Below are 23,993 nucleotides of genomic sequence, written 5' to 3'. Positions count from 1 at the left end.
CTGTCTGGTCTGGATCATCGTGCCACGCCCGGGTGAGCTCATCCCACTGTCAATACAGGCGCGTACTGCCGGCGCTCGTCGAGCTGATAGACCAGGAGCTGTGGGTGGGCATCGTGCATATGATGCCTCCCAAGCTCGATCGAGGCCGCGATCGGCGACGCGGCGACCAGATGCAGTCGTTCAACCTTGGGGAAGTTGGCTTCTACGCGCTGGAGGGTCTGCCGCCAGGCATCGGCGAAACGCCTGAGCGCGGATGAGGTCCGAATCAGGCCAGGACCCGGGGTGCCCGCCGTGGTCAGTTCGATCCTGGGGAAAGACTGCACGTCCAAAGGCATTCTGTCCTGCTGGACAGTGGCACTAATCGACACGAGCGCCACTACATCGGTGGCGCTAGCTTCTGATCCCACATCGGAAACTACGAAACCGGTTTCAGTCTCGTCCTCGTTCGGCCACCGGTAGCTCGCGTCACCGTCGATCCGGTGGCGCTCGAAGACATGGGTTGCGTGCTTCGTCCCAATGCAATGCCCAAGTTTCACGAGGAGGGGGATCGGAGCGAGAGCGAAGACGCTGATTGATCGTGCGGAGCTTTCTTCGAGGGTGGAGAGAGCTCGCTCGACCTTCTTCTCGATGTGTGACGCGGCCGTCGACCACACCCCGTCGACTGTTTCGGCGGTGTTCAGAGTCACTCGTTGAGTGGCAGCGCGCACGTCCTCACCAGCGTAGGTCAGATGGGCGTATCGGAGAGCCTCGGAGACTTGCGCATCGTCGATGACAGCGGAGTTTCCGCGAATCGGGGACGTGAGTCGAATGACAATGGTTGGTTCGAGCGTCGAGAAATCCGTAACTGCGCGCACCCTGTTTTCGAACTGGTCCTTCAGCTCGATGAGGTAGTCAGGGCTGTAGTGTTCGGGGTCCTGGTCCGCTTTCTTGTGGCAGGCGTAGCAAAGCAACATGAGGTTTGGTGCGGCGGCGCGGGCTGACCCGGAGAGTGTTGACCGGCCGCGAGGCGAACCGCTGGCGTCCGTAGCTCCGACGATGTGCGCCACTTGACCGACCGTGTAAATGCCGTAGTCCCAACTGGCACTGAGCAGGTAGCAAGCACACATCACGCACCGGCCTGCTGCTTTCGCCCATATTTCTCGTTCAGTTTGCGGCGTAACTTTCGCGCGTGAAAGTATCTTTTGCCCTGATTTCTCGAGAGAGCTATCGCTCAAGGGGAACCTCCTGCTGAGTGTCGGCGGTGCGGGCTAGCCTCGGACTGGGACCGTGCTCACTTGAGGCGCGCCCTTGCTCGTGACTATACCGATTGGAAAAGCATGAAACTCGAGGGACACTTCAACGCACTGCTCAAGGACACAGTAAATCTGAGCTTGCCGCGCCTGGAAAAAATGGAGAGCCGAGCGGAGAGTATCTATGGGGCGCTCCAAGACGACTCCACGGTCGGACCGATGGTCGTCAAGAAGACCAGACAGGGATCCTGGGCACAGGGCACCATCATCAACCCGCCGGCAGGTAAGGACTTCGATGCCGACTTCACTCTCCAGCTCGAGCTTCAGGAAGGTTGGGAACCTCAAGACTACCTTCGAGCGGTCCGCCGCGCCCTCAAGGACAGCACAATCTACGGGGAGATGACCCTCGAACGAAAAAACCGGTGCGTCCGCGTCGTCTACGCGAATGCATTCCATGTTGATGTCGTTCCCGCAGTCGTTCAGGGTGCAGCCGAATACATCGCTAACTATGAGACAAATAGCTGGGAACTCACTAATCCGGACGGCTTCACCGTATGGATGCAAGAGAAGGACGCGACAGCGCAGTCCAACCTTCGTCGTGTCATCCGGCTTATGAAATACGTTCGGCACCATCGCGGTTTCACAGGCGTTCGATCGATCATCCTCACAACGTTGCTTGGTGAACAGGTCGAGGCCAGCAGGAAGTTCGCCGATCCGGGTTACTACCAGGATCTCCCGACTGCCTTCACCCACCTCATCTGCGATCTTGACGACTACATTTGGCCGCAGATTGAGCAGCCCAGCGTGGCCGATCCATCTGGCACGGGCTTGACCTTCGACCACCGGTGGTTGCCGGGAACCTACTCAAATTTCCGCTCGCGCCTTCACTCCATCGCCGAAACAACCCGTGCAGCGTTCGCCTCGTCCAATCGTGATGAGAGCGAGGAGCTCTGGCGCGAGATCTTCGGGGACCGCTTCACTGATGGCAGCAAGAAGACTGACCCTCGACCGTTTGCGCCGACCGTCACGCCCGGGTACGTGCCGGGTCGAGCGGGATGAACTCGTATCGAGGCAGCAAGCTGAGTGCTTGGCAAAAAGCCTTTGTGGAAGCTCTAACCCACCTATCGACGAGCCCCGACTATCCGATACGCCTCAATGAGCAGCGCGCCATCGTTAGTGGCCGGCTTCCGCTGTTCGTTTCAATCGACACCTCGGGTATGACGCGCGAGGAGGGCGGGATGAAACTTGAACCCAACGAGCAATTCCTGATCGTGGTAGCGCCGGAGGCCACTCGTCCGCCCGATGTGCTCGTCGTGCACAACCGATTTGTCGGCTATCCGCACGTGATGCACGGACGGCAGCTCTGCGTGTACCTCGATCCCAGTCGAGAGTGGAACCCTGCCCAGCTTGCGGTGGGTTTTATCGACCGCCTCTGGGAGTGGCTGGTCGACGCTACAGCCGGACGGTTTGCTGCGAGCGACTCTCTGTACCACGCGATCGGAGGAGTCCCTTCGGGTGCGAGAGCGGAGACGGTACTGGTTGTCCGGGACGACGTTCCGAACACGCCAACAAGACTCTATGGGGCGTATCGAACCGAACGGCGCGTTGACGTGCATTCGCAGCCTCGTGAGTCGAGCTTCCCGATCCTTTCATGGCCGTGTGGTGGCCCGCTTCCGCTTGGCGCGGGCGACACCCTTTCCGAACTTCTGGCTGCGATCGGAGACACGGGAGATGCCTTTCTCGAAGCGCTGCGGGTTCTAGCATCGAGAGGTGATGCTGGAGCGCGACCGCTCATGTTCGTACTCGGAGTGCCACATCCAGCGGGCGGCGCGAGCCAACTGGTAGCTGGCAGGATCACGGAGTCGGACGCAGCCGCTCTGGGTTCTCGTACCTCGCCTGCCGAGATCATGAAGATTGACTGGTGCAGCGTGTCAGATGAGCGTCCAGTTGTTACGAGGAGGCGGGACGCCGAGTCGGCGGCTGCGGGTTTTCGAGGCGCCAGCGTTTTCCTTTACGGATGCGGGGCACTCGGATCATGGATGGCTGAGTTCATGGTCCGCGCTGGCGTGGCGTCTATCACGCTCACAGATCCTGGTCGAATCCTTGGTGGCCTTCTCGTTCGGCAGAACTACGTCGAGGATGATGTCGGAGACATCAAGTCAACGGCCCTCGCGCGGCGCCTGCGCAGCATCTCCGACCAAGTGGTTGTCAATGACCTGGCCACCTCGACCGAGGAGCCTACAAGCGCCTCGGTTCTTGCGGCCGACTTTGTGATTGACGCGACAGCTAACGTTGCCGCCTCGCAGCTCCTTCAAACAGTGCTTGCGAGCTTCCCTAATCGGCGAGGTGTCCTAGCTCAGGTGGCGACGGATCCTGCTCATGGCGTTAGAGGTATCGCCACTGTTGCAGGCGTAGGGGACGATCGTCCACTACGCGAGATTGACGATGCCGCAGGCCGGCTGGTGACTGACCGACCAGACCTCGAAGACTTCCACTCCTTTTGGGCTCTGACGGCGCCTTCGCATCTCGTCACGCCAACTCGGGGTTGCTCGATCCCTACTTTTCACGGTTCAGCGGCAGACATGGCGGCGATTGCAGGAATTCTTGTCAGCACACTGGCCAGGCACCGAGGCGCGACCGCCTCCGGCAGTCAGGTCTTTCGTCTCCCGGAGCCGCAGGGCGTAAACGCTGCCTGGATCGAGGTGCCCAGATCATAGGCTCCGGGAAGCCCGGACCGCCTGTGGCAGGAGGTCGGGCCGAAGCGCCTACGTTGTCGCCCAGGATTGTGAGGAGTTCGTTCAGCAGCAAAGCGAGTTCTCTTTCGAGTCGAGGACTCGCATGGCCGACACTGCGCGCGAATCAAGATCATGCGTGGTGTGCACGGGCGAATCGAGAACCACCCCCCCCCAAAGGAACACGCAGCTGCAGCACGTCAGGAAGGTGACGTGCTGCTAACGTGCATCTATGCTGCGTGCACTAGTCCAACGAACCACTCCCATCGGCTTGGTCGGCGTGCCGGTAGCGCGGTGCGCTGATGTCTGACAGGCCGCCTCAGCACCCGTTGATGCCACGGGCCCAGTACGACGAGTGGCTGAAGTCCCTGCCTGAGGAGCTATGCACCTTCTGTGAGTGGCAGGACTATCAAATCGTTCTAGCGTCGACCAATCACTGGCTATGGATACTCAATCGGTCACCCTATTGGAAGTATCACACGATGCTGATTCCTAGAAGGCACGTCGTTGAAATGAGTGATCTGAGTGTTGTGGAAACCGGCGAGCTCTTCACAATATACGCAATTGCCGTGGATGCTCTTAGGAATTTTCAGTCAAATTTACCGGAGGGTGAGCGCACTGGCAAGTATATCTTCTTTTGGCGGTTTAGGAGCGAGGTTGATGCCGAGGTGAGTGACCAAAGGAAACTGAGTCACTTCCACCTCCATCTGGCCCCCGATAGGGAGAGGATGTTCGATCCGCTATTGGACAAGGATGCGCATGAAGTGGACTACATTCCTCTGCTGAATATCGCCAAGAGGCTTCCAAGCCAGGTAAATACGATCTATAATGGTTCGTAATGCGGTCTAAAATATCTCTAAGGCGATGGAGGGCGGAAGTTCTCCACACAAATTCATTCTTCACGGTTAAGAAGGACCGCGATGCTGTCCGCGGTGGAGATTACCGTTATGTCGAGTTCGCTAGCCCTGGCGTGCGAATTGTCGTCAGAGACGATCAGGGGCGGCTTCTTCTCGTGCGCCAGTATCGTCATCCAATCGGCAGATACACCTGGGAAGTGCCTGCTGGCGGTGTCGAGCCTTCTGAAGATCTTCTCGTCGCCGCGCAGAGAGAACTGTACGAAGAGACCGGGGTTGGTGCCGGCAGGTGGCGACAGCTTGGCAATGTCGTGAGCCTCCCGAATGCGACAAACTTTGAAGCCGGTGTCTTCCTCGCTACCGATCTACTAGCAATGCCGCCGCGCGGGGATTCTGCTGAAATGACCGAAGTGAGTGAGTCCAAATTTTTTGATGCCGACCAGTTGCGTGATTTGATACTGTCTGGCGATTTATGTGACGATAAGTCGCTGGCCGCCCTTCATTTGGAGACTATGTCCGGGACCGCGATGCATCAACGTGTCGATGCTCCGCGACACGGCGTGAATCGCTAGCGCAACACTATTTTCGCTAGAAGGCCTGACGGAATTGGAGCTACTCCATGCTTCTAGCAAGCGACGCCAGCCTCAGTGGGGCTGGTGAAAGAAGTCGGATGTGGTGATAGGGCAGCGCTCACGGTTCCGCGGACGTCTGTCGAATCTTACTACTCATTGAGCTTGGTTCGGCCATACTGAGGCCTATGGCACCGCAACGCGACCCCGCATCAGTTCTCGACCTGGCCCACGCGCCGTTGGGCGAGCTCGCTGCGACACGACTGGTGGAGGCCGCAGCTCAGCACGGAGATCTTGCCGAACGCCACTACCTCGAGTTGAAGGGGCCGAGCGACTTGAGCTCTAAGGTCAGCCTGCAAAAGGTAGCGAAATTCATCCTTGGTGCGGCCAACCGTATGCCAGACCGTGCCGCCGAGGCGTTCGAGGGCTACGGCGTGATGATCGTTGGTGTGACGGTCAACGGAGCTGAAGGGGTGCCGCCGGTCGAGATGCTGACGCTCGCGAAGATCATTCAGCCTATTCTCGGTGCTGACGGGCCGCGGTGGGACATCGTTCGTGTCGCTGCCGTCGAACCGTCTAGGCAAGTCGTGCTCATCCTCGTGGATCCGCCTCGGATCGGTCAGCCACCTTTCGTATGCAGGTCCAGCGGTGAAGGTTTGCAGGACGGTCGGGTCTACTGCCGGGCGGATGGCGAGACTCGAGAACCGACATCCGCTGAATGGGACCAGCTCATGAGGCGGGGAGCGGCTGCGGCTGCATCGCCCGTCGAGATGGACGTTTCTGTCCTCGGCAACGTTACGTGGATCGGCGTCGACGACGAGCGCACCGTTGACGAGTTTATCGACGTGACGCGCCGGAAGCTTATAGACGCACTCCCAATGTCGCCGAAGGAGAGCGAACCACTCTTACCTTCCTCCGTGGCCGAGGTTGTGAATGCCAGCGTCGGTCTTTCGAGACTGGTCGACCAGATGCAGTCCTCTCTCCTCTCTACCGTCGAACCCGAGGCCCGGAGTGAGAAGGACTATCGCGAACAGATCGACAGCTGGGCGTCGGCATTCAGGGACGCATGGCCCGAGGCGGTAGTGCAGTTCGCGCGGCACTCGTTGCCCTCAAACGAGGTGTCGGTCCAGAATGAAACGCACACCTTCCTGCACGATGTCGAGTTGACGATTCATCTGGCCGGAGCCGTTACTACTCTCGAGCCCGCATATGAGGCGGGAAACGAGCCAGGTTGGGCGGACATTGGCCTGCCGCATCCGCCACGAGTTTGGGGGCCGGTTCGTCGAGATCTGCACAGTCAGTTCAGTGCGATCACGTACCCGATGCCGACCCTGCCGTTCATGTCCTCGCCCGCCGCGCCGCCGTCGCTGACGTCATGGTCCGACGGCGGGTCCGTCGACGTGGGCGTCACCATTGGCGACCTTCGGCCCGAGGCGCGTTTCGCGTCTGCTGACGGTGAATCGATTCTCGTCGTTCACCAGCGCACGGCAGGACCGATCTTGGGGACTTGGAGGGCAACGGTCCGCGGTTACAACGAGGTCTTCACCGGATCGCTTCATGTGGACGTCGCGGACGACTCAGATCTCACCGATCGCATGCGCGACTTTCTGGGCCTTCGGTAAGCGGCGTCCGACAGCTATCTCATTGGCTCGAGTGGAGCACGCGGTCAGCCACACGCGCGAGCCTACTCATAATTCCGTCTGGCTAGACAGCGTGGTGATTCGCTCGCTCAACTGCCTTCGCAGTGACGCCCTCTCGCTGGTCCCAACGCCGTAAAGCAGGTAGCGGATGGACTGCAAGTCGAATGGAACGTCACCGTGCAGTTGAAGAAGCTGCGAGTCGCAGGAGGCAAACTTGCTCGACGTGGCAGCGGACAGAGAGATGTCGGTAAGCGCCGTGCAAGAACGACTGCGCAAGATCGCGGTTCAGCGCAGGTCTTTAGTAGACAAGCTCGCTACCTCGGAGCAGCAGGCGGCGCGGCAGGCGCAGGCGACGCTCGCGTATCTCGACCTGCTGGCCCACCCGTACAGCTTCTATGCGAGCGCCTCCGATTCCCTGAAGCGAAAGATCCTGGAGGCGTTCTTTGATCGCGTGTGGGTCGAGGATGAGCAGTCCGGCGTCGTCGCTCGGGTCGAACTCCACGAGCCCATCGCGCTACTTCACGCCGCCGCAGGCGAACACGCAAAAAGCGCCGGTGTAGCGACCGACGCTTTGAGTGGAACGAACGACAACCTCTATCTCAGGGTGATTTGTTCGAGTACCGCGTCGGTGGTGGGCCCGGTGGGGCTCGAACCCACGACCGACAACCTCTATCTCAGGGTGAATTGTTCGAGTACCGCGTCGGTGGTGGGCCCGGTGGGGCTCGAACCCACGACCCGCGGATTAAAAGTCCGATGCTCTGCCAACTGAGCTACAGGCCCATACGCGCTCTACTCTACGAGATTTCGACGGCACCCGTTGACGCGCAGGTCGGGGGCACAGGGGGAGTATCGCCCCACGAGGCGAGTACCGTTGTCGGGTGCGCGAAGCGCGTCGCGGGGAGGAGCAGGCATGACCGAGGGATTCCATCGTCCGACGAAGCTGCCGCCGTCGATGCTCGAAGCCATCCAGGGCGGTCTCGACCCGGAAGCCGTGTCGAGGATCACGCACGAGACGGCCGTCGCCCTCCTCACCCGGGTCCGGGCGGATCCGGACCCGGCCGTGGTCGACCGTCTCGTGACGTACACGGACGAGCACGGGATCGACGCGATCGCCGAACTCTGGTCGCACGCCAGCCCCCGGAGTCTCCCCGGAGCCCTCTGGCGCATCTACCTGCTGCGCCTGCTCATTCGGCAGGACCCGGTGGGGACGAGCTTCAGCTTCCAGCGGGGCACCGAGCTCATCACCACCGTCGACCCCGTGATCGCCGGCGCGGCCGAGCCGACCGGGCCGGAGGAGATCATCGTCCTCGCCGACCAGATCCTCCGTGGGCTGTACACCGGCGACTTCGCCATCGCCCTCGAGCGGGCGGCGTCCTTCTGCCGGATCAACGCGGTCGGCTGCACTTCCCTCGCGAACGACCGGGACGCGGTCGACCCCGCAGACGCCGCACGGCTCACCACGAAGGCCGCACGGTTCAGCACCATCGCCGAGGAGCTCGCCGGCTGCGCCCGACTGTGGCGCACCGACTCCCTGGACTGATCCAGGCGCCTGGTCAAGGCCCCCGACCTGGGAATGTCCACAGGTGATCCCTTGCTACACTGTTCAAGCCGGGCCGCAGTAACCCCGGGCTCCAAAAATCGCCGCTTCGAGCGGCCTTGCGCCGAGAGGCGTTCCTGCGGCCTGGCACTTCCTTTGTGCGGACGTCTTCAGCCGCTGCCGCCTGTTCCGTGATGACACCGGAACTGGGGTGTCGAATCCGGTCGATTCCTCCAATCGGATCCCGGGTCGGCACCGAACTCCGTGTATGACCGCCGCACTGTACACGCAGACCCGACCTCGGGTGGGCGTCACGCAAACGGCCGGTGTCCGTGAGAAGCTAAGACTTGTGACCACGGGACCGGAAGCCGACGCTGCACCGCAGGTGTCCTTGGCGAACGTGCTCGACGCGCTCCTCATCCGCGTGGCCGGTGGCGACCAGGTCGCGTTCAGCGAGCTGTACGACCACATCGCGCCGCGGGTCCTCGGACTCGTCAAGCGGGTGCTCGTCGACCACGCCCAGTCCGAAGAGGTCACCCAGGAGGTGTTCCTGGAGGTCTGGCAGAACGCCCAGAAGTTCGAGGCGGGCAAGGGCACAGCCACGACCTGGGTGCTCACCATGGCCCACCGTCGTGCGATCGACCGCGTGCGGGCCTCACAGGCCGGACGCGACCGCGATCTCAAGATCGGCATCCGCGACTTCGACGAGCGTGTCGACAACGTGCAGGAGACGGTCGAGATCCGGATCGAGCACGAACGCGTCAAGCGGGCCTTCGTCCGGTTGAGCGAGCTGCAACGCGAAGCTGTTTCGCTTGCGTACTACGGCGGCTACAGTCACAGCGAGATCTCGAACCTGCTCGGCGTGCCCATCGGTACGGTGAAGACCAGGTTGCGAGACGGAATGATCAGACTTCGAGACGAGTTGGGGGTGCGTACATGACCGAGCGAGACGATGCAACAGACCTGGCAGCCGGAAACGCGCTGCACACCCTGACCCCGCGCGAGCAGGAGCGGTTCGACCGCCTGCGCGCCGAACACGAGTCCGTCCGCGAGGAAGCGGCGGAATTCGAGGAGACCGTCGCCATGCTCGACCTCGCAGCACCTCCCGTGCAGCCGTCGGCAGCGCTCAAGAACTCGCTCATGGCCGCGATCCAGAACCTGCCGCAGCTGCCCGCTGACGCCCCCGTCGATGCTCCTGTCGCCGAGGTGCAGGCGCTTCCGACCGCGGTTCCAGACGTCGACGAGACGCTGGTGTCGACACCGATCGCCACGCCGACCCCTGCAGCAGCGATCACCCCGGCAGCCCCGGTGGCCGGTGCGGCGGAGCGCAAGGCCGCCTCACGGTGGCGTCGCAGCGCCGTCGGCATGGTCGTCGGCGCCGCAGCAGCGGTCGGCCTCATCTTCGGCGGTGTCGGACTCGCGAACACCTTCGGTGGCGGGTCCCTCACGCAGACGGTCGCGCTCGCGGAGATCAACGCGGCGTCCGACGTCCAGCGCGCGAAGGTGTCCATGGATGACGCGACGGCGACCCTCGTCTGGTCGGGCGAGCTCGGCAAGTCCGCCCTGCTCGTCGACGGACTCGGCTCCCTGCCGTCCGACAAGGTCTACGAACTCTGGTACATCGGCGAGGGAGGCCCGGTCTCGGCCGGCACCTTCTCGGCAGCCAACGGCACCACCTGGCGGGTCCTCGACGGCGCCATGAGCGCGGGCGACAAGGTCGGCGTCACGGTCGAGCCGCAGGGCGGTTCCGAGCAGCCCACCACCGACCCGATCATGGTCATCGAGACGGCGTAGTCCGTTCCCTCCGGTCCTGAGCCTGTCGGCAGGCTTCGCCTCTCTACAGGCTCTCGGACTCCGCTGCAGACGACGACAGCCCCGCCCGGGGATCCCGGGCGGGGCTGTCGTGATGCCGGCGTCAGATCAACCGAAGCGGCCCGAGACGTAGTCCTCGGTCGCCTGGACGGACGGCTTCGAGAACATCGTGGTGGTGTCGTCGTACTCGATGAGCTTGCCCGGCTTGCCGGTGCCCGCGATGTTGAAGAACGCGGTCTTGTCGCTGACGCGGCTCGCCTGCTGCATGTTGTGCGTCACGATCACGATCGTGTACTCCTGCTTGAGCTCCTCGATGAGGTCTTCGATGGCGAGCGTGGAGATCGGGTCGAGGGCCGAGCACGGCTCGTCCATCAGCACGACGTCGGGGGAGACGGCGATGGCGCGAGCGATGCAGAGACGCTGCTGCTGACCACCGGAGAGGCCGGAGCCCGGCTTGTCGAGGCGGTCCTTCACCTCGTTCCAGAGGTTGGCGCCCTGGAGCGAGCGCTCGACGAGCGCGTCCTGGTCGGACTTCGACATCTTCCGGTTGTTGAGCTTGACGCCCGCGAGGACGTTCTCCTTGATGCTCATCGTCGGGAACGGGTTCGGGCGCTGGAAGACCATGCCGACCTGACGGCGGACGAGGACCGGGTCGACGCCCGGGCCGTAGAGGTTGTTGCCGTCGATGAGGACCTCGCCCTCGACGCGTGCGCCGGGGATGACCTCGTGCATGCGGTTCAGAGTGCGGAGGAAGGTGGACTTGCCGCAGCCGGAAGGGCCGATGAAGGCGGTGACCGTGCGGGGCTGGATCTGGAGGGAGACGCCTTCGACAGCCATGAAGCTGCCGTAGAAGACGTTGAGGTCGTTGACTTCGATGCTCTTGGACACGGGGTTCCTTTGCTCGCGGCCTAGCGGCCGAACTTGGGGGCGAAGATCTTGGCGATGAGTCGGGCGATGAGGTTCAGCGCCATGACGATGAGGATGAGGACGAGGGCGCCGGTCCAGGCGCGGTCCACGTAGGCGGCCCCGTCGGTGCCCTGGTTCGCGTACTGGGTGTACACGAAGACGGGGAGGGTCATCATCGGGCCGTCGAACAGGTTGTAGTTCATGCTCTGGGTGAAGCCGGCGATGATCAGGAGGGGCGCGGTCTCACCGATGACGCGGGCGACGGCGAGCGTCACGCCGGTGATGATGCCGGCGATCGAGGTGGGGAGGACGATCTTGAGGATGGTCAGCCACTTCGGCACGCCGAGGGCGTAGGAGGCCTCACGCAGCTCGTTCGGCACGAGCTTCAGCATCTCCTCGCTGGAGCGGACCACGACGGGGATCATGAGCAGCGACAGCGCGATGGCACCGCCGATGCCGAGCCGGACGCCCGGGCCGAAGAAGATCGCCAGCAGGGCGAAGGCGAACAGTCCGGCGACGATGGACGGGATACCGGTCATCACGTCGACGAGGAAGGTGATGCCCTGGGAGAGTTTGCCGCGACCGTACTCGACGAGGTAGATGGCCGTCAGGATCCCGATCGGGATGGAGATGACGGACGTGGCCAGGGTGATGAGCAGCGTTCCGGTGATGGCGTGCAGTGCGCCACCGCCCTCACCGACGACGTTCCGCATCGACAGGGAGAAGAACTCGATGTCGAAGCGGGCGGCGCCGGCCGAGATCACCGTGATGGCGACCGAGACGAGCGGCAGGAGGGCGACGACGAAGGCCGCGGTCACCAGGGTGGTGAGCAGGCGGTCCTTGGCCTTCCGGCGTCCCTCCACCATGAGCGACGAGACGTACACCGTGACCGCGTAGAGCGCAGCACCGAGCACGACGGCTCCGGGGACGTTGTAGCTCTTGTCGGCCGTCGACTGCTGCAACAGCAGGAAGATGACACCGCTGACGATGAGGCTGCCCGCGAGGATCGTGAGCGGCGCGAACTTCGGCAGCTTGCCCGCGGTGAGCGAGTTGGAGAACGGCGTGGCGATGGACGCCTGGCGGCGGTCGGTCGTGGCGGTCATCAGTTCGCTCCCGAGAATTCTTTACGACGGTTGACGATGAGTCTGGCGATGAAGTTCACCACGAAGGTGATGATGAACAGGATCAGGCCGGTGGCGATGAGCTTGTTCACGTCGATGCCGAAGGACTCGGGGAAGTTGAGGGCGATGTTCGCCGCAATGGTGTTCGGGTTGCTCGAGGTGAGCAGGAAGAACGAGTAGACGGCGGCGGGGGAGAGCACGAGCGCGACGGCCATCGTCTCGCCGAGCGCTCGTCCGAGGCCGAGCATGGAGGCGGACACGATGCCCGGGCGTCCGAACGGCAGGACCGCCATCTGGATCATCTCCCAGCGCGTGGCGCCGAGCGCGAGCGCGGCCTCCTCGTGGAGCTTCGGGGTCTGGAGGAAGATCTCCCGGGAGATGGCCGTGATGATCGGGATGATCATGACCGCGAGCACGAGGGCGACGGTGAGGATCGTGCGACCGGTGCCGGACACCGTGCCACCGAAGAGCGGGATCCAGCCGAGGTTCTCGGACAGCCAGGCGAAGAACGGCTGGACGAACGGCGCGAGGACGAGCGCGCCCCAGAGGCCGTAGACGACCGATGGAACGGCGGCCAGGAGGTCGATGACGTAGCCGAGGGCGACTGCGAGTCGGCGCGGCGCGTAGTGGGTGATGAAGAGGGCGATCCCGAGCGAGAGCGGCACGGCGATCGCGAGGGCGAGGATTGCCGCCCAGATGGTGCCGAAGACGAACGGACCGACGTAGGCCCAGAAGCTCGTCGGAGCGCCGGTGAACGACGAGGAGTCGGCGGTGAGGGCCGGGAACGCCTGGACGATGAGGAAGATCGCGACCGCCGCCAGGATGACGAGGATGAGCGATCCGGAGACGACGGAGAGCGTCGAGAAGACGCGGTCGCCGACTCGTTGCTTGGCTTTGGGTCTCGCAGCTAGGGCCTCGACAGCCATGGGTTCCCGTTCTCTCGATGCGATGGTGGTGCCCCTCGACAGACTCGGGGAGCGGGTACTGCGGGTGTTGCGAGTGCTGGTGACGCAGGTCGAGCGTGCCGGGCAGGACCCGGCACGCTCGACCGTTTGACTACTTGATGGACGCGATCGCGTCCTGGACCTTCTTGGCGAGGTCGGCGGAGAGCGGCGCAGCACCGGCCGACTTCGCAGCCTCTTCCTGGCCCTCGTCGCTGGCGATGTATCCGGCGTAGGCCTTGACGAGGTCGGCGACCTTCGGGTCGGCGTACTCCTGGCAGGCGATGAGGTAGCTCACGAGCACGATCGGGTAGTGGGTCGCGTCCGTGGTCTCGCGGTCGAGCTTGATCGCGATGTCGTTCGCCTCGCGGCCTTCGACGAGCGGCGAGCCCTCGACGACGGCGGCAGCACCCTCGGCGCTGTACTCGACGAACTCCTCGCCGACCTTGATCTTCGCGACACCGAGGTCGCCGGCCTTCGACGCGTCGGCGTAGCCGATGGTGCCGGTGCCACCCTTGACGGTGTCGACGACACCGGAGGTGCCCTTGGCGCCCTCACCCGACTGGAACGGGAAGGTGTCGGCCGGCTCAGCGGTCCAGACGTCCGGAGCGTTCTTGTTCAGGTAGTCGGCGAAGTTCTTCGTCGTACCCGAGTCGTCCGAGCGGTGGACGGCGGTGATGGGGGTCGAGGGGAGCTTGGCCTCGGGGTTCAGCGCGACGATCGCCGGGTCGTCCCAGCTGGTGATCTGACCGGCGAAGATCTTCGCGATGGTCGCTGCGTCGAGGTTGAGCTCGTCGACGCCCTCGACGTTGAAGATGACCGCGATCGGGGAGATGTAGACCGGGAGGTCGATCGCCTTGGTGTCGGCTGCACATGCGGCGAAGGTGCTCGAGAGCTCTTCGTCGGAGAGTGCCGAGTCCGAACCGGCGAACTGCACGCCGCCGGCGATGAACGCCTTGCGGCCGGCGCCGGAGCCGTCGGGGGAGTAGTTGATGGTGACGTCCGGGTTGGCCGTCTGGAAGGCGGCGACCCAGGCTTCCTGGGCGCTGCCCTGCGACGAAGCGCCGCTACCGGCCAGGCTGCCCTTGAGGTCGCTGGCGGCTGCGCTCGTGGCGGTGGCGCCGCCTTCGTTGGCCGCACAGGAGGTCAGTGCGACGGCTGCGACTGCTGCTACGACCGCGACGCGGCCGAAACGTGAGAACTTCACAGGGATGTCCATTCATTGGTGTGGGTGCGAGCCGGTGCTGGCTCGTCAGTGACGCTAACCACGTGGCATGACGAGCATCCCCCGTGATGGTAAACAACGGGTGAACGGATATCGACGGCTTCATGGCGGCCGACGTGGCGATGCCGCGAATGCGCGACGAACGCCCCCTGTTCAGGGGGTTCGCGCGGATGGGTCAGACGCGGGGTTCGTGCGTCTCGATGGCGATGATGCCGGAGCTCGGGTTGGTCCGGGAGAGGTGCACGATGGAGAACGCCCCGGTCTCGAGTGCGGCTGCGCTCCCGAGGTAGGAGCCTCGGGTGGACCCGGTGGCGAGCGCGATCTCGTGCAGGATCTCGGGGAGGACCGGCCCGTGGCTGCAGAGGATCGCCGTCTTGAGCGCCCGGACGCGGCGGCCGACGACCCGGCGGACATCCGATTCGCCCCGCTCGTAGGCGTCCTGGCTGATGAGGTCGGAGCGTTTCGGCTCGATGCCCGCGGCCGCGGCGATCGGGCTGACGGTGCTGACGCAGCGCACGGCCGTGCTCGTCACGATCTTGTGGGGGCCGAAGGCGAGCAGGGTCGGGACGTTCCCCGCCGCCTGCTTCACCCCGCGCGGTGCCAGCGGCCTGGTCGCGTCCTCGCCGGACCATTCGGAGGGCGACGTGGCCTTCCCGTGGCGCATCGCGATGAGGGCGAAGGTCGCGGTGACGCCTTCCTCGACCAGTGCGGCGAAGGCTTCGAGGATCTCCACGTCGCGTTCGTAGCTGAGGTAGCTCCGTGCCCGCTTGATGGTGACCCACTCCAGGGCGGCGACTTCGCCGTTCGGGATGAACGTGCTCTCGCGGACGGCCTGGTCGGTGACCTCGGCGGACCAGTAGTGGACGATCTTCTCGCGACCGCTCGACAAGGGGTAGGTGGAGACGCCGAGCGGCACACCGAGGTGGACGCTCAGGCCGGTCTCCTCCTTGATCTCCCGCACGGCCGTCTGCGCGAGCGTCTCTCCGGGATCGACCTTGCCCTTGGGGATCGTGACGTCGCCGTACACCGTGCGGTGGATGACGAGGAGGTGGACCTTGCCGTCGATGAGACGCCAGCACACGGCACCGGCTGCGTAGATTGCCGTCGTCGTCATAGTCACTGCCTCGTCGTGTCGTGGTGCTCGGGTGGGTCGCGGTGCGAAGTCGTCAGCGACGGTTCCTCGGCCGGCGGCGGGCCGCGGTCTCGAGCATGAGGGAGTCTTGCAGATCCGTGAGCGGTCGTCCGTCAGCGTCGACCGCGTGGCGCGTCCAGACGCCGTCGGCGTCGAGCCACCACGACGACGTCTGCTCGTCGAGGGCCTGCTCGAACATCGCGGCGGTCGCCTCGAGGTGCTTCGGGTCGGTGAGTCTGACGAGCGCCTCGACGCGACGGTCGAGGTTGCGGTGCATCATGTCGGCGCTACCGATGAACACGTGCGGGTCGCCGTCGTTGTGGAACGAGAAGATGCGCGAGTGTTCGAGGTACCGCCCGAGGATGGAGCGCACGCGGATCGTCTCGCTCATCCCCGGCTGGCCGGGCTTCAGCGCGCAGATCCCGCGAACCCACAGGTCGACCGGGACCCCCGCCTGGCTGGCCCGGTAGAGCGCGTCGATGATCGACTCGTCCACCATCGAGTTGACCTTGATGCGGATCCCGGAGGGCTTGCCCTCCTCGGCGTTCGTGCGCTCCTGCTCGATGTGCTTGAGCAGGCCCTTGCGCAGGTGGCGCGGCGCGACCAGGAGTCGCTTGAACTTCTTCTCGATCGCGTACCCGGACAGCTCGTTGAAGAGGCGGGTGAGGTCCTTGCCGACCTGGTCGTCGGCCGTGAACAGACCGAGGTCCTCGTAGATGCGGCTCGTCTTCGGGTTGTAGTTACCCGTTCCGATGTGGCTGTAGTGGCGCAGGACACCGCGCTCCTGTCGGACGACGAGCGCGAGCTTGCAGTGCGTCTTCAGTCCGACGAGCCCGTAGACGACGTGGACGCCGGCCTTCTCGAGCTTCCGGGCCCAGGAGATGTTGTTCTGTTCGTCGAACCGGGCCTTGATCTCGACCAGGGCGAGGACCTGCTTCCCGGCCTCCGCCGCGTCGATGAGTGCTTCGACGATGGGGCTGTCGCCCGAGGTGCGGTACAGGGTCTGCTTGATCGCAAGCACGTGCGGGTCGGCGGCGGCCTGCTCGATGAACGCCTGCACGCTCGTGGCGAAGGACTCGTACGGGTGGTGGACCAGGACGTCCTCACGGGCGATCGACCGGAAGAGGTCGGGCTTGCCGTTCGGCTCGTCGGGCTGGAACTGCAGCGCCGTGGTCGGGACGCGCTTCGGGTACTGGAGGTCCGGGCGGTCGATGCCGGCGAGGCTGAAGAGCCCGCCGAGGTCGAGCGGTGAGGGCAGGCGATAGACCTCCTGCTCGGTGATGTCGAGTTCGCGGACGAGGAGTCCGAGGGTGACGTCGTCCATGTCGTCGGTGATCTCGAGGCGGATGGGCGGGCCGAACCGTCGGCGCAGCAGTTCCTTCTCGAGGGCCTGGATGAGGTTCTCGGTCTCGTCCTCCTCGATCACCATGTCCTCGTTGCGCGTCACGCGGAAGACGTGGTGGTCGACGATCTCCATGCCGGGGAAGAGGTGGCCGAGGTGGTTGGCGATGACCTCTTCGAGGGCGATGTAGCGCACGCTGGGAGCGGTGTCGAGCGACGCGGAACGGCGCTCCGCCGGACCCACGCGGACGAAGCGCGGCATCATCTGCGGGACCTTGAGCCGGGCGAACTCCTCGCGCCCGGTGCGGGTGTTCCGCACTCGGACCGCGAGGTTCAACGAGAGGCCGGAGATGTAGGGGAACGGGTGGGCCGGGTCGACTGCGAGCGGCATGAGCACCGGGAAGACCTGGTTGCTGAAGTATTCGCTGAGGTACTCGCGGTCGGCTGCATCGAGTGAGTCCCAGGTGACGACCGTGACGCCGCGTTCGGCGAGGTCGGGACGGACGAGGTCGTGCCAGGCGCGCGCGTGACGTTCCTGCAGGACGTGCGCCTGCTGCGAGATCTCGGAGAGGACGTCGGCCGGAGCGTTGCCGACGTTCGTCGGGACAGCCAGTCCGGTGAGGATGCGGCGCTTCAGGCCCGCGACCCGCACCATGAAGAACTCGTCGAGGTTCGAGGCGAAGATCGCGAGGAAGTTGGCGCGTTCGAGGACGGGCAGCGCCGGGTCTTCGGCGAGCTCGAGGACACGCTGGTTGAAGGCGAGCCAGCTGAGTTCGCGGTCGAGGTAGCGGTGTTCGGGCAGCGCGGGATCGTTCCGCTCGAAGGCGGGGTCGAAGTCCTCTTCGTCTCCATCGAGGCCGACATCGAGCACGGTTGGGTCTGCTGGCATGTCTTCATCATGACACCGTGGCGGGGGTGGTCGCGACGACTGCGGTGAACACTGTGTAAATGCCGCAGCGCCGCGCCGCTGTGGAGGGGATCAGGCGTCGGTTCTCGCGTACTGCACGTCGATGGTGTGGTCGGTGAATCCAAGCGAGCGGTAGAGCGACACCGCGGGGAGGTTGTCGGCTTCGACGTAGAGCGTGACCGCCTCGACGCGTCGATCCCGCAGGCGGGCCAGGCCGACCTCCATCAGGAGTCGCCCGAGCCCTCGGCCACTGGCCGCCGGGTGGACGCCAACCGCGTAGACCTCGCCGACCGTGTCCTCGACCTTCAACCAGATGAAGCCGAGGAGGTCGCCGTCGGAGCCTCGTGCGAGGAGGAAGTCGTCGGCGTCGAACCAGGACTCGGCCTCCCGGGCGCGGAGATCGTCGAGGGTCATGCGTCCCTGCTCGGGGTGGTCGGCGAAGGCGAGCGCGTTCACCTCGAGCCACTCCTCCTCGTCGACTCCCGGCCGGAACGTGCCGACCGTGACATCAGCGTGCCCTGCGGTGGCCGGTCGTGCGCGGCTCGCCGGTGTCTTGGTCAGGCGGAGCTGCAGCAGCGTCCTGATCGGCGAGAAGCCGAACTCCTGTGCGAGCACCCGGGAGGCGGGGTGGTCGCCGTGTGCCCAGATGCGCACCTGCGGAGGACAGTTGGCGAGGACGCCGCGCAGTGCGGCGCGACCGTAGCCGTGACCCCGCCACTCGGGCTCGACGACGAACTCGAGCTCGCCGTGGCCGAGGATGGCCGCACCCACGACGGCGAAGTCGTCGGGGTCGACCGGCGGGTCCTGCGGTTCGACGGCGAGGATCAGCGTCCGGGCGCCGGACGCGGCGTCGATGAGCGACTGGTCACTGAACGGCGGCTGGCCGTCGACGAGCGACGCCGTGCGCACGACGCGCTCGAGCGCATCCCGGGTCCGGGCGTCGTCGACGTTACGAACCGACAGCGTCAGCCGGGGCATGATCGTCCTCGTAGACGTTGAAGCGGTAGCCGACGTTGCGCACGGTGCCGATGAGCTGTTCGAGGTCGCCCAGCTTGGCGCGCAACCGACGGACGTGGACGTCGACGGTTCGCGTGCCACCGAAGTAGTCGTAGCCCCACACCTCGCTCAGCAGCTGCTCGCGCGTGAACACGCGGGAGGGGTGGGTCGCGAAGAAGCGGAGCAGCTCGAACTCCTTGAAGGTGAGGTCGAGCGGCTTGCCGTGGACCTTCGCGGAGTAACTCGCCTCGTCGATGACGACGCCCGACGCCTGGATCTTGCTCGCCGAGTGCTCTTGGGAGGCGCGGCCGATCGCGAGCCGGATCCGCGCGTCGACCTCGGCCGGCCCGGCGGATTCGAGGATGACGTCGTTCACGCCCCAGTCGGCGCTGACGGCGGTGAGGCCGCCCTCGGTCAGGATGAGGAGCAGTGGGACGGACAGTCCGGACGCGCCGAGGATCTTGCAGAGCGACTTGGCGCTCGCGAGGTCCTGGCGGGCGTCGACGAGCACGAGGTCCGAACTCGGAGCGTTCACGAGTTGTGCGGGGTCGGCGGGGATCTGCCGGGTGCGGTGGCTCAGGAGCCCGAGGGATGGGAGGACCTCGGTGCCGACCATGGAGGTCAAGACCAAAATTTGCGCCACGCGCATCCTCCCGACTGAGTTTGGAACCATATTAGGCGAACGACCGCACCCCACGTCGCACCGGGCGCCCGCTGGTGGTCCGATGGCGTCCGCTCTGTGACAATGGGTCCGTGAGCGAAACCACTCTCTCCCCCCGGCTGCGCTGGATCAGTGTCGTCTCCATCTGGGCGCTCGCGCTCGTCGGCGTCGTCGTGTCCGGCCTGCTCTGGAGCCCGGGGGAGACCTTCTTCGGGCTGTCGGCCACGCTCGGCCTCTGCACCCTGGCCGCGTTCTCGGCACAGCTGTTGACGCGACAGAAGGTGGGATTCGTCGATCGGATGTCGACGAGCGTCACCGGCGCCGTCCTCATCCTCGCCATCGGCGGTGCCGTGTATGGCCTCATCGCCCTGGCCTCGGGGTAGACTTTCCCCATGCTGCTCGCTCTCGAAATCTTCTTCATCGGCTTGCTCGTCCTCGCCAGCCTCGCCATCGCGTTCACCGCGGTGGTCGTGCTGAAGAACCTGTACCGCGGTCAGCGCTAGTCCGGGTCCCTCGATGATCGAGATCCCGAGCGGCCTGCCGAGCGAACTGGTCCCGCTGTCGTGGCTCATCGGCGTCTGGGAGGGCACCGGCGTCATCGACTACCGGGTCGGCGACGAGACCGTGACCCGCGAGTTCGGTCAGCGCGTGAGCTTCAGCCACGACGGCCTGCCGTACTTGAACTACAACTCCTACACCTGGCTCCTGCCCGAGCAGCCCCCGCGCGACGCCGAGGGGGCCTCGTCCACCGACGCGGACGCCCTGTCGGACGACACCGCTGCGGACGTCGCGCCTGAGGGAGCCTCGGCGGACGAGCCCGGTGTGCCCGAGCCGCTCGTCACCGAGACGGGTTACTGGCGCCTCGAACGCCCGCTGATCGAGGGCGACCCCGGCCCGGGCATGCTCCCAGGGCAAGGCCCCCGCCCGTTCGGCACCGCACAATCGGTCGAGACCCTGCGTACGTCGACCGGCGCCTTCCCCCTGCAGGTCTCGATCGTCCACCCGAACGGTGTGAGCGAGCTCTACCTCGGCCAGATCGACGGCCCGCGCATCGACCTCGCGACCGACGCCGTCGTCCGGACCGCGGGAGCCAAGGAGTACGCCGCGGCGACGCGCCTGTACGGTCTCGTCGAGAACCACCTGCTCTGGGCTTGGGACATCGCGGCCCTGGGTCAGGACCTCCGGACGCACGCCTCGGCGCGCCTGGCCAAAGCCGACTGACGTGACCATTCCCAACGGAGCGGACACACCGGACGCGATTCCGGGCTCGCCCTTCCTCACGCTGCCGGGTGCCGTCGAACAGGCGGACGCCGTCGACCACGGCGTCCCCTCCCACTACGGCAGCCCGAACATCGAGCAGCGCCTCATCTCCAGCGGGAAGGCGATCGTCGACCTGTCGAACCGTGGCATCGTGACCGTCACCGGACCCGATCGGCTGAGCTGGCTCAACTCCATCACGAGCCAGGAGCTGCGATCGCTGTCGGCCGGCACCTCGACGGAGACCCTCTTCCTCGACCAGAGCGGCCGGATCGAGCACGCGGTCAAGCTGCTCGACGACGGCACGACCACGTGGCTCGTCACCGAGGCAGCCGATGCTGCACCCCTCCACGCCTGGCTCGACCGGATGCGGTTCATGCTGCGCGTCGAGGTGGCCGTCGCAACCGGGCAGTACGCCGTGATCGGCGCGGCGGCGGGTCTCGCGATCGAGGCCGCAGAGCCGAACGGCATGCCGCTCGTCTGGCACGATCCGTGGTCCGAGGTCGCGGTCGGCGGGCACCAGTACGCGACGGGTGAGCACCCGGGTGCAGCGTGGACGTGGACCGAGACGATCGTCGCGCGCGAGCAGCTCGAGTCGCTCGTGCAGCAGATCCGTGCGGGGACGTTCTCCGCCGCGGGTTCGCTGGCCGCCGAGGCCCTGCGGATCGCCGCTTGGCGCCCGCGGTTGCAGTCGGAGGTCGACGAGCGGAGCATCCCGCACGAGCTGGACTGGCTGCGCTCGGCCGTCCACTTGAACAAGGGCTGCTATCGCGGTCAGGAGACCGTCGCCAAGGTGCACAACCTCGGGCACCCGCCGCGTCGCCTCGTCATGCTCCTCCTGGACGGCTCCGATGCGGTCCTGCCGCCGGCCGGTTCGAACGTGGTGCTCGTCGGCGACGACGCGACCCGGAAACCCGTCGGACGCATCACCTCGAGCGCGATCCACCACGAGTTGGGCCCGGTGGCGCTGGCGATCGTCAAGCGCTCCGCGGATCCGGCGGCCGTGCTGACGGTGGAGGCCGACGGCATCGACGTCGCGGCGTCTCAGGAGATCGTCGTGCCGGCGGATGCTGGAGCCACGGCGAACGTGCCGCGGCTGCCGCGACTCGGCGCCGTCCGGCGCTGACCCCGGTGGGGAGCGACGACGCCTCGGACCCGGGCGTACGGGTCGACCGATGGACCGCTGCGGTGCGTCGCCGCATCGCGCTCGGCGACGCCTGGCATCGTCTCGTCGGATCCGTTCCGGCGGTGCTGCAGGTCAGCGCGACGGCGATCGGCGCGTACGCGTTCTCCCACTACGTGCTCGGGCATGCCGTGCCACTCCTCGCCTTGACGGTGACGATCTCGAGTCTCGGCTTCGTTCGCGACGCCCGCCCGATCCGAGTCCTCGAGACGGCCGTGGGGATGAGCGTCGGGATCGCGCTGGCCGAGATCCTGCTCCTCGGCTTCGGTCAGGGGACGTGGCAACTCGCGGTCGCGCTCGTGCTCACGCTGCTCGTCGCCCGGTTCCTGTCGCCGGCGGCGTCGTTCGCGATCGCGGCGGCGGTGCAGTCCGTCCTCGTCATGCTCCTGCCCGTGCCTGACGGGGGCCCGTTCGTGCGCACCCTCGACGGATTGATCGGCGGGGTCTTCGCCCTGCTCGCGACCGCGCTCATCCCGCGCGACCCGCGCCGGAGTGCTCGCCGGGACGGCCAACGGCTCATCGACGAACACGTCCGGACCCTCGCCTCGCTCGTCGCCGCCCTCCGTCTCGGCGACCTCGAGGAGGCGGACCGCGCGCTCGCACGGGCGCGGGCCACCCAGCCGGCCCTGGACGCGTGGCGCGGAACCCTCGACTCCGGGCTCGCGATCGCGCGCATCTCGCCGTTCCTCCGCAAGGCGGTGTTCGACCTCGAACGGCAGCGGACCATGCTCGACGGCATGGACCTCGCGACCCGCAACCTCCGGGTGATCGCCCGGCGCATCGACTACGTGTCGCGCGACGCCACGAGCCGCCCTGAACTCGCGGACCTGCTCGCGCGCACCTCCGTCGCGCTCGGCATCCTGTCGCAGTCGATCGGCGACATCGCCCAGCAGCCGGTCGCGAGGCAGTCCCTACTCGAGATCGCGAAGCATCTCGAGCCGGTCGCCGTCCTCCCCGATGCCTCGGTCTCCGAGCAGGCGCTCGTGCTCGTGCTCCGGCCGTACCTCGTCGACCTGCTCACGGCCACGGGCCTGCCGACGCCGGAGGCGCAGGCGGCGCTGCCCTCGCTCTGACGGGACCGATTCCCGACACTCAGTCCGTCGAGGAGGGATTCGGGGCGACAGCCGACCACGGCAGTGTCAACTCGCCGAGGCGCCAGCGGCTGCGGCCGGCCAGCACCGGCCACCCGCTGTCGCGAAGTGTCCGGACGGTCGCCAACCAGCGCTGGACCGGGCTGTGGACCGCCAGGGGTGCGTGCATCCGCCAGGCGCGGTCGAGGTCCGTCATGAGCGCATGGACACGTTCGCCCGGCACGTTGTGGTGGATCAGTGCCTTCGGCAGTCGTTCGGCCACGATGGACGGCAGCTCGAGGTCGGCGAGCCGCAGACTGATGGAGAACGACTCGGCACGCCCCTGGTCGTCGACCGCGATCCAGCTGGACACCCGTCCGATCTCGTCGCACGTCCCCTCGACGAGCACACCGCCGAGCTGCAGCCGCGACGCCATGAGGCGCCAGGCCCCCGCGACCTCGGCTTCGTCGTACTGCCGAAGCACGTTGAACGCCCGGATCACCGTGGGACGGTCGTCGCCGGTCGGCACCTCGAACCCGCCGCGCGCGAAGGAGACCGCAGCCGTCGGCGTGAACCGGGTCGTGCCCGCGCGCACCTGCTGCAGCTGCGCGTCAGCGGTGCGGACGCGCCCCGGTTCGATCTCGAATCCGATGACCCGTACGTCGGGTCGGACGGCGAGTAGTCGGTCGTGCAGTTCCAACGCTGTGACGCCGCTCGCGCCGTAGCCGAGGTCCACCACCAGCGGGTTCGTCGTCCGTCTGAGTGAGGGGTGGGTCGCGATCCAGCGGTCCACCCGCCGGAGCCGGTTCGTACCCGTCGTCCCGCGGGTGATCGATCCGACGGGCATGGACCCATTCTCCCTCACGGAGCGGGGTCATCG

At 65.7% G+C, this 23,993-nt stretch carries 22 protein-coding genes and 1 tRNA gene; 12 read left to right on the top strand and 11 right to left on the bottom strand.

Annotated features, from left to right (window positions below):
- Positions 1–38: 38 nt before the first annotated feature.
- The gene (locus CCK91_RS13055; protein WP_165767056.1) at positions 39–1,046 is read right to left on the bottom strand and encodes an SAVED domain-containing protein; all 1,008 of its coding nucleotides are present in this window, start codon (positions 1,044–1,046) and stop codon (positions 39–41) included.
- A 270-nt stretch (positions 1,047–1,316) separates the two neighbouring features.
- Between CCK91_RS13055 and CCK91_RS13050 the strand changes: the two genes are divergently transcribed.
- The 5 genes from CCK91_RS13050 (at position 1,317) to CCK91_RS13030 (ending at position 7,006) form a co-directional block, all read left to right on the top strand.
- Positions 1,317–2,288, top strand: coding sequence for an SMODS domain-containing nucleotidyltransferase (locus CCK91_RS13050; protein ID WP_086474401.1), 972 nt, complete (start codon positions 1,317–1,319; stop codon positions 2,286–2,288).
- Positions 2,285–3,946, top strand: coding sequence for a ThiF family adenylyltransferase (locus CCK91_RS13045; RefSeq protein WP_086474400.1), 1,662 nt, complete (start codon positions 2,285–2,287; stop codon positions 3,944–3,946). The genes CCK91_RS13050 and CCK91_RS13045 overlap by 4 nt, the downstream gene beginning before the upstream one ends.
- A gap of 317 nt (positions 3,947–4,263) precedes the next feature.
- A complete protein-coding gene (locus CCK91_RS13040) occupies positions 4,264–4,800 on the top strand; it encodes an HIT family protein (RefSeq protein ID WP_086474399.1) in 537 nt (178 codons plus the stop codon).
- A 131-nt stretch (positions 4,801–4,931) separates the two neighbouring features.
- Positions 4,932–5,387, top strand: coding sequence for an NUDIX hydrolase (locus CCK91_RS13035; protein WP_165767054.1), 456 nt, complete (start codon positions 4,932–4,934; stop codon positions 5,385–5,387).
- A gap of 185 nt (positions 5,388–5,572) precedes the next feature.
- Positions 5,573–7,006, top strand: coding sequence for a hypothetical protein (locus CCK91_RS13030; RefSeq protein ID WP_086474397.1), 1,434 nt, complete (start codon positions 5,573–5,575; stop codon positions 7,004–7,006).
- 722 nt (positions 7,007–7,728) lie between these two features.
- Here CCK91_RS13030 and CCK91_RS13015 read toward each other — a convergent pair.
- Positions 7,729–7,804, bottom strand: a tRNA-Lys gene (locus CCK91_RS13015).
- Positions 7,805–7,934: 130 nt separating this feature from the next.
- Here CCK91_RS13015 and CCK91_RS13010 point away from each other — a divergent pair.
- The 3 genes from CCK91_RS13010 to CCK91_RS13000 all read left to right on the top strand — a co-directional run bounded on the left by CCK91_RS13010 (position 7,935) and on the right by CCK91_RS13000 (position 10,355).
- On the top strand, positions 7,935–8,564 hold the full coding sequence (locus tag CCK91_RS13010; RefSeq protein ID WP_086474394.1) for a DNA-directed RNA polymerase subunit beta: 630 nt from the start codon (positions 7,935–7,937) through the stop codon (positions 8,562–8,564).
- A gap of 346 nt (positions 8,565–8,910) precedes the next feature.
- On the top strand, positions 8,911–9,501 hold the full coding sequence (sigK, locus tag CCK91_RS13005; protein ID WP_229940357.1) for an ECF RNA polymerase sigma factor SigK: 591 nt from the start codon (positions 8,911–8,913) through the stop codon (positions 9,499–9,501).
- Entirely contained in the window at positions 9,498–10,355 is an 858-nt protein-coding gene (locus CCK91_RS13000) for an anti-sigma factor (RefSeq protein WP_086474392.1), read from the top strand. Before sigK ends, CCK91_RS13000 begins: the two co-directional genes overlap by 4 nt.
- Positions 10,356–10,481: 126 nt before the next feature.
- On the opposite strand, the gene pstB is transcribed toward CCK91_RS13000, so the two are convergent.
- From pstB to CCK91_RS12960, 8 genes are all read right to left on the bottom strand, one after another.
- Positions 10,482–11,261, bottom strand: coding sequence for a phosphate ABC transporter ATP-binding protein PstB (gene pstB, locus CCK91_RS12995; protein WP_056007815.1), 780 nt, complete (start codon positions 11,259–11,261; stop codon positions 10,482–10,484).
- 20 nt (positions 11,262–11,281) lie between these two features.
- Positions 11,282–12,382 carry a phosphate ABC transporter permease PstA gene (gene pstA, locus CCK91_RS12990; RefSeq protein ID WP_086474391.1) on the bottom strand — a complete coding sequence of 367 codons (1,101 nt, stop codon included), beginning with the start codon at positions 12,380–12,382 and terminating at the stop codon, positions 11,282–11,284.
- Positions 12,382–13,326: a phosphate ABC transporter permease subunit PstC gene (gene pstC, locus CCK91_RS12985; RefSeq protein ID WP_079705344.1), complete on the bottom strand. Its 945-nt coding sequence runs from the start codon at positions 13,324–13,326 to the stop codon at positions 12,382–12,384. Before pstC ends, pstA begins: the two co-directional genes overlap by 1 nt.
- A gap of 130 nt (positions 13,327–13,456) precedes the next feature.
- Complete coding sequence (gene pstS, locus CCK91_RS12980; RefSeq protein WP_369821901.1) at positions 13,457–14,548, bottom strand: phosphate ABC transporter substrate-binding protein PstS; 1,092 nt, start codon at positions 14,546–14,548, stop codon at positions 13,457–13,459.
- 193 nt (positions 14,549–14,741) lie between these two features.
- Complete coding sequence (locus tag CCK91_RS12975; protein ID WP_086474389.1) at positions 14,742–15,680, bottom strand: NUDIX hydrolase; 939 nt, start codon at positions 15,678–15,680, stop codon at positions 14,742–14,744.
- 52 nt (positions 15,681–15,732) lie between these two features.
- Positions 15,733–17,928 (bottom strand): RNA degradosome polyphosphate kinase, encoded by a 2,196-nt coding sequence (locus tag CCK91_RS12970; protein WP_079705346.1) that lies wholly within the window; start codon positions 17,926–17,928, stop codon positions 15,733–15,735.
- A gap of 90 nt (positions 17,929–18,018) precedes the next feature.
- Positions 18,019–18,924 (bottom strand): mycothiol synthase, encoded by a 906-nt coding sequence (gene mshD, locus CCK91_RS12965; RefSeq protein ID WP_086474388.1) that lies wholly within the window; start codon positions 18,922–18,924, stop codon positions 18,019–18,021.
- Entirely contained in the window at positions 18,896–19,585 is a 690-nt protein-coding gene (locus CCK91_RS12960; RefSeq protein WP_175116223.1) for a response regulator transcription factor, read from the bottom strand. The genes mshD and CCK91_RS12960 overlap by 29 nt, the downstream gene beginning before the upstream one ends.
- Before the next feature lie 110 nt (positions 19,586–19,695).
- Between CCK91_RS12960 and CCK91_RS12955 the strand changes: the two genes are divergently transcribed.
- The 4 genes from CCK91_RS12955 to CCK91_RS12940 all read left to right on the top strand — a co-directional run bounded on the left by CCK91_RS12955 (position 19,696) and on the right by CCK91_RS12940 (position 23,116).
- Positions 19,696–19,986, top strand: a complete 291-nt coding sequence (locus CCK91_RS12955; RefSeq protein WP_064296602.1) for a hypothetical protein — start codon at positions 19,696–19,698, stop codon at positions 19,984–19,986.
- 133 nt (positions 19,987–20,119) lie between these two features.
- Positions 20,120–20,824: an FABP family protein gene (locus CCK91_RS12950; RefSeq protein WP_086474387.1), complete on the top strand. Its 705-nt coding sequence runs from the start codon at positions 20,120–20,122 to the stop codon at positions 20,822–20,824.
- A gap of 1 nt (position 20,825) precedes the next feature.
- The gene (ygfZ, locus tag CCK91_RS12945) at positions 20,826–21,986 is read left to right on the top strand and encodes a CAF17-like 4Fe-4S cluster assembly/insertion protein YgfZ (protein WP_369821900.1); all 1,161 of its coding nucleotides are present in this window, start codon (positions 20,826–20,828) and stop codon (positions 21,984–21,986) included.
- Between the two features lie 62 nt (positions 21,987–22,048).
- On the top strand, positions 22,049–23,116 hold the full coding sequence (locus CCK91_RS12940; RefSeq protein ID WP_133059992.1) for an FUSC family protein: 1,068 nt from the start codon (positions 22,049–22,051) through the stop codon (positions 23,114–23,116).
- A 19-nt stretch (positions 23,117–23,135) separates the two neighbouring features.
- Here the strand turns inward: CCK91_RS12940 and CCK91_RS12935 are convergent, their stop codons facing one another.
- Positions 23,136–23,960, bottom strand: coding sequence for an SAM-dependent methyltransferase (locus CCK91_RS12935; RefSeq protein WP_086474385.1), 825 nt, complete (start codon positions 23,958–23,960; stop codon positions 23,136–23,138).
- Between the last annotated feature and the right edge of the window lie 33 nt (positions 23,961–23,993).

The sequence above is a fragment of the Plantibacter elymi (nom. nud.) genome (assembly GCF_900177795.1).
Taxonomy (GTDB): domain Bacteria; phylum Actinomycetota; class Actinomycetes; order Actinomycetales; family Microbacteriaceae; genus Plantibacter; species Plantibacter elymi.
This window is presented reverse-complemented; position numbering and strand designations above follow the sequence as displayed.

What these genes read in the sequence shown, in the direction of transcription:
- CCK91_RS13050 (WP_086474401.1), top strand. Translation starts at nt 1,317, where the DNA reads ATGAAACTCGAGGGACACTTCAACGCACTGCTCAAGGACACAGTAAAT.
- CCK91_RS13045 (WP_086474400.1), top strand. Translation starts at nt 2,285, where the DNA reads ATGAACTCGTATCGAGGCAGCAAGCTGAGTGCTTGGCAAAAAGCCTTT.
- CCK91_RS13040 (WP_086474399.1), top strand. Translation starts at nt 4,264, where the DNA reads ATGTCTGACAGGCCGCCTCAGCACCCGTTGATGCCACGGGCCCAGTAC.
- CCK91_RS13030 (WP_086474397.1), top strand. Translation starts at nt 5,573, where the DNA reads ATGGCACCGCAACGCGACCCCGCATCAGTTCTCGACCTGGCCCACGCG.
- CCK91_RS13010 (WP_086474394.1), top strand. Translation starts at nt 7,935, where the DNA reads ATGACCGAGGGATTCCATCGTCCGACGAAGCTGCCGCCGTCGATGCTC.
- CCK91_RS13000 (WP_086474392.1), top strand. Translation starts at nt 9,498, where the DNA reads ATGACCGAGCGAGACGATGCAACAGACCTGGCAGCCGGAAACGCGCTG.
- pstA (WP_086474391.1), bottom strand. Translation starts at nt 12,382, where the DNA reads ATGACCGCCACGACCGACCGCCGCCAGGCGTCCATCGCCACGCCGTTC.
- pstC (WP_079705344.1), bottom strand. Translation starts at nt 13,326, where the DNA reads ATGGCTGTCGAGGCCCTAGCTGCGAGACCCAAAGCCAAGCAACGAGTC.
- CCK91_RS12975 (WP_086474389.1), bottom strand. Translation starts at nt 15,680, where the DNA reads ATGACGACGACGGCAATCTACGCAGCCGGTGCCGTGTGCTGGCGTCTC.
- CCK91_RS12970 (WP_079705346.1), bottom strand. Translation starts at nt 17,928, where the DNA reads ATGCCAGCAGACCCAACCGTGCTCGATGTCGGCCTCGATGGAGACGAA.
- mshD (WP_086474388.1), bottom strand. Translation starts at nt 18,924, where the DNA reads ATGCCCCGGCTGACGCTGTCGGTTCGTAACGTCGACGACGCCCGGACC.
- CCK91_RS12950 (WP_086474387.1), top strand. Translation starts at nt 20,120, where the DNA reads ATGATCGAGATCCCGAGCGGCCTGCCGAGCGAACTGGTCCCGCTGTCG.
- CCK91_RS12935 (WP_086474385.1), bottom strand. Translation starts at nt 23,960, where the DNA reads ATGCCCGTCGGATCGATCACCCGCGGGACGACGGGTACGAACCGGCTC.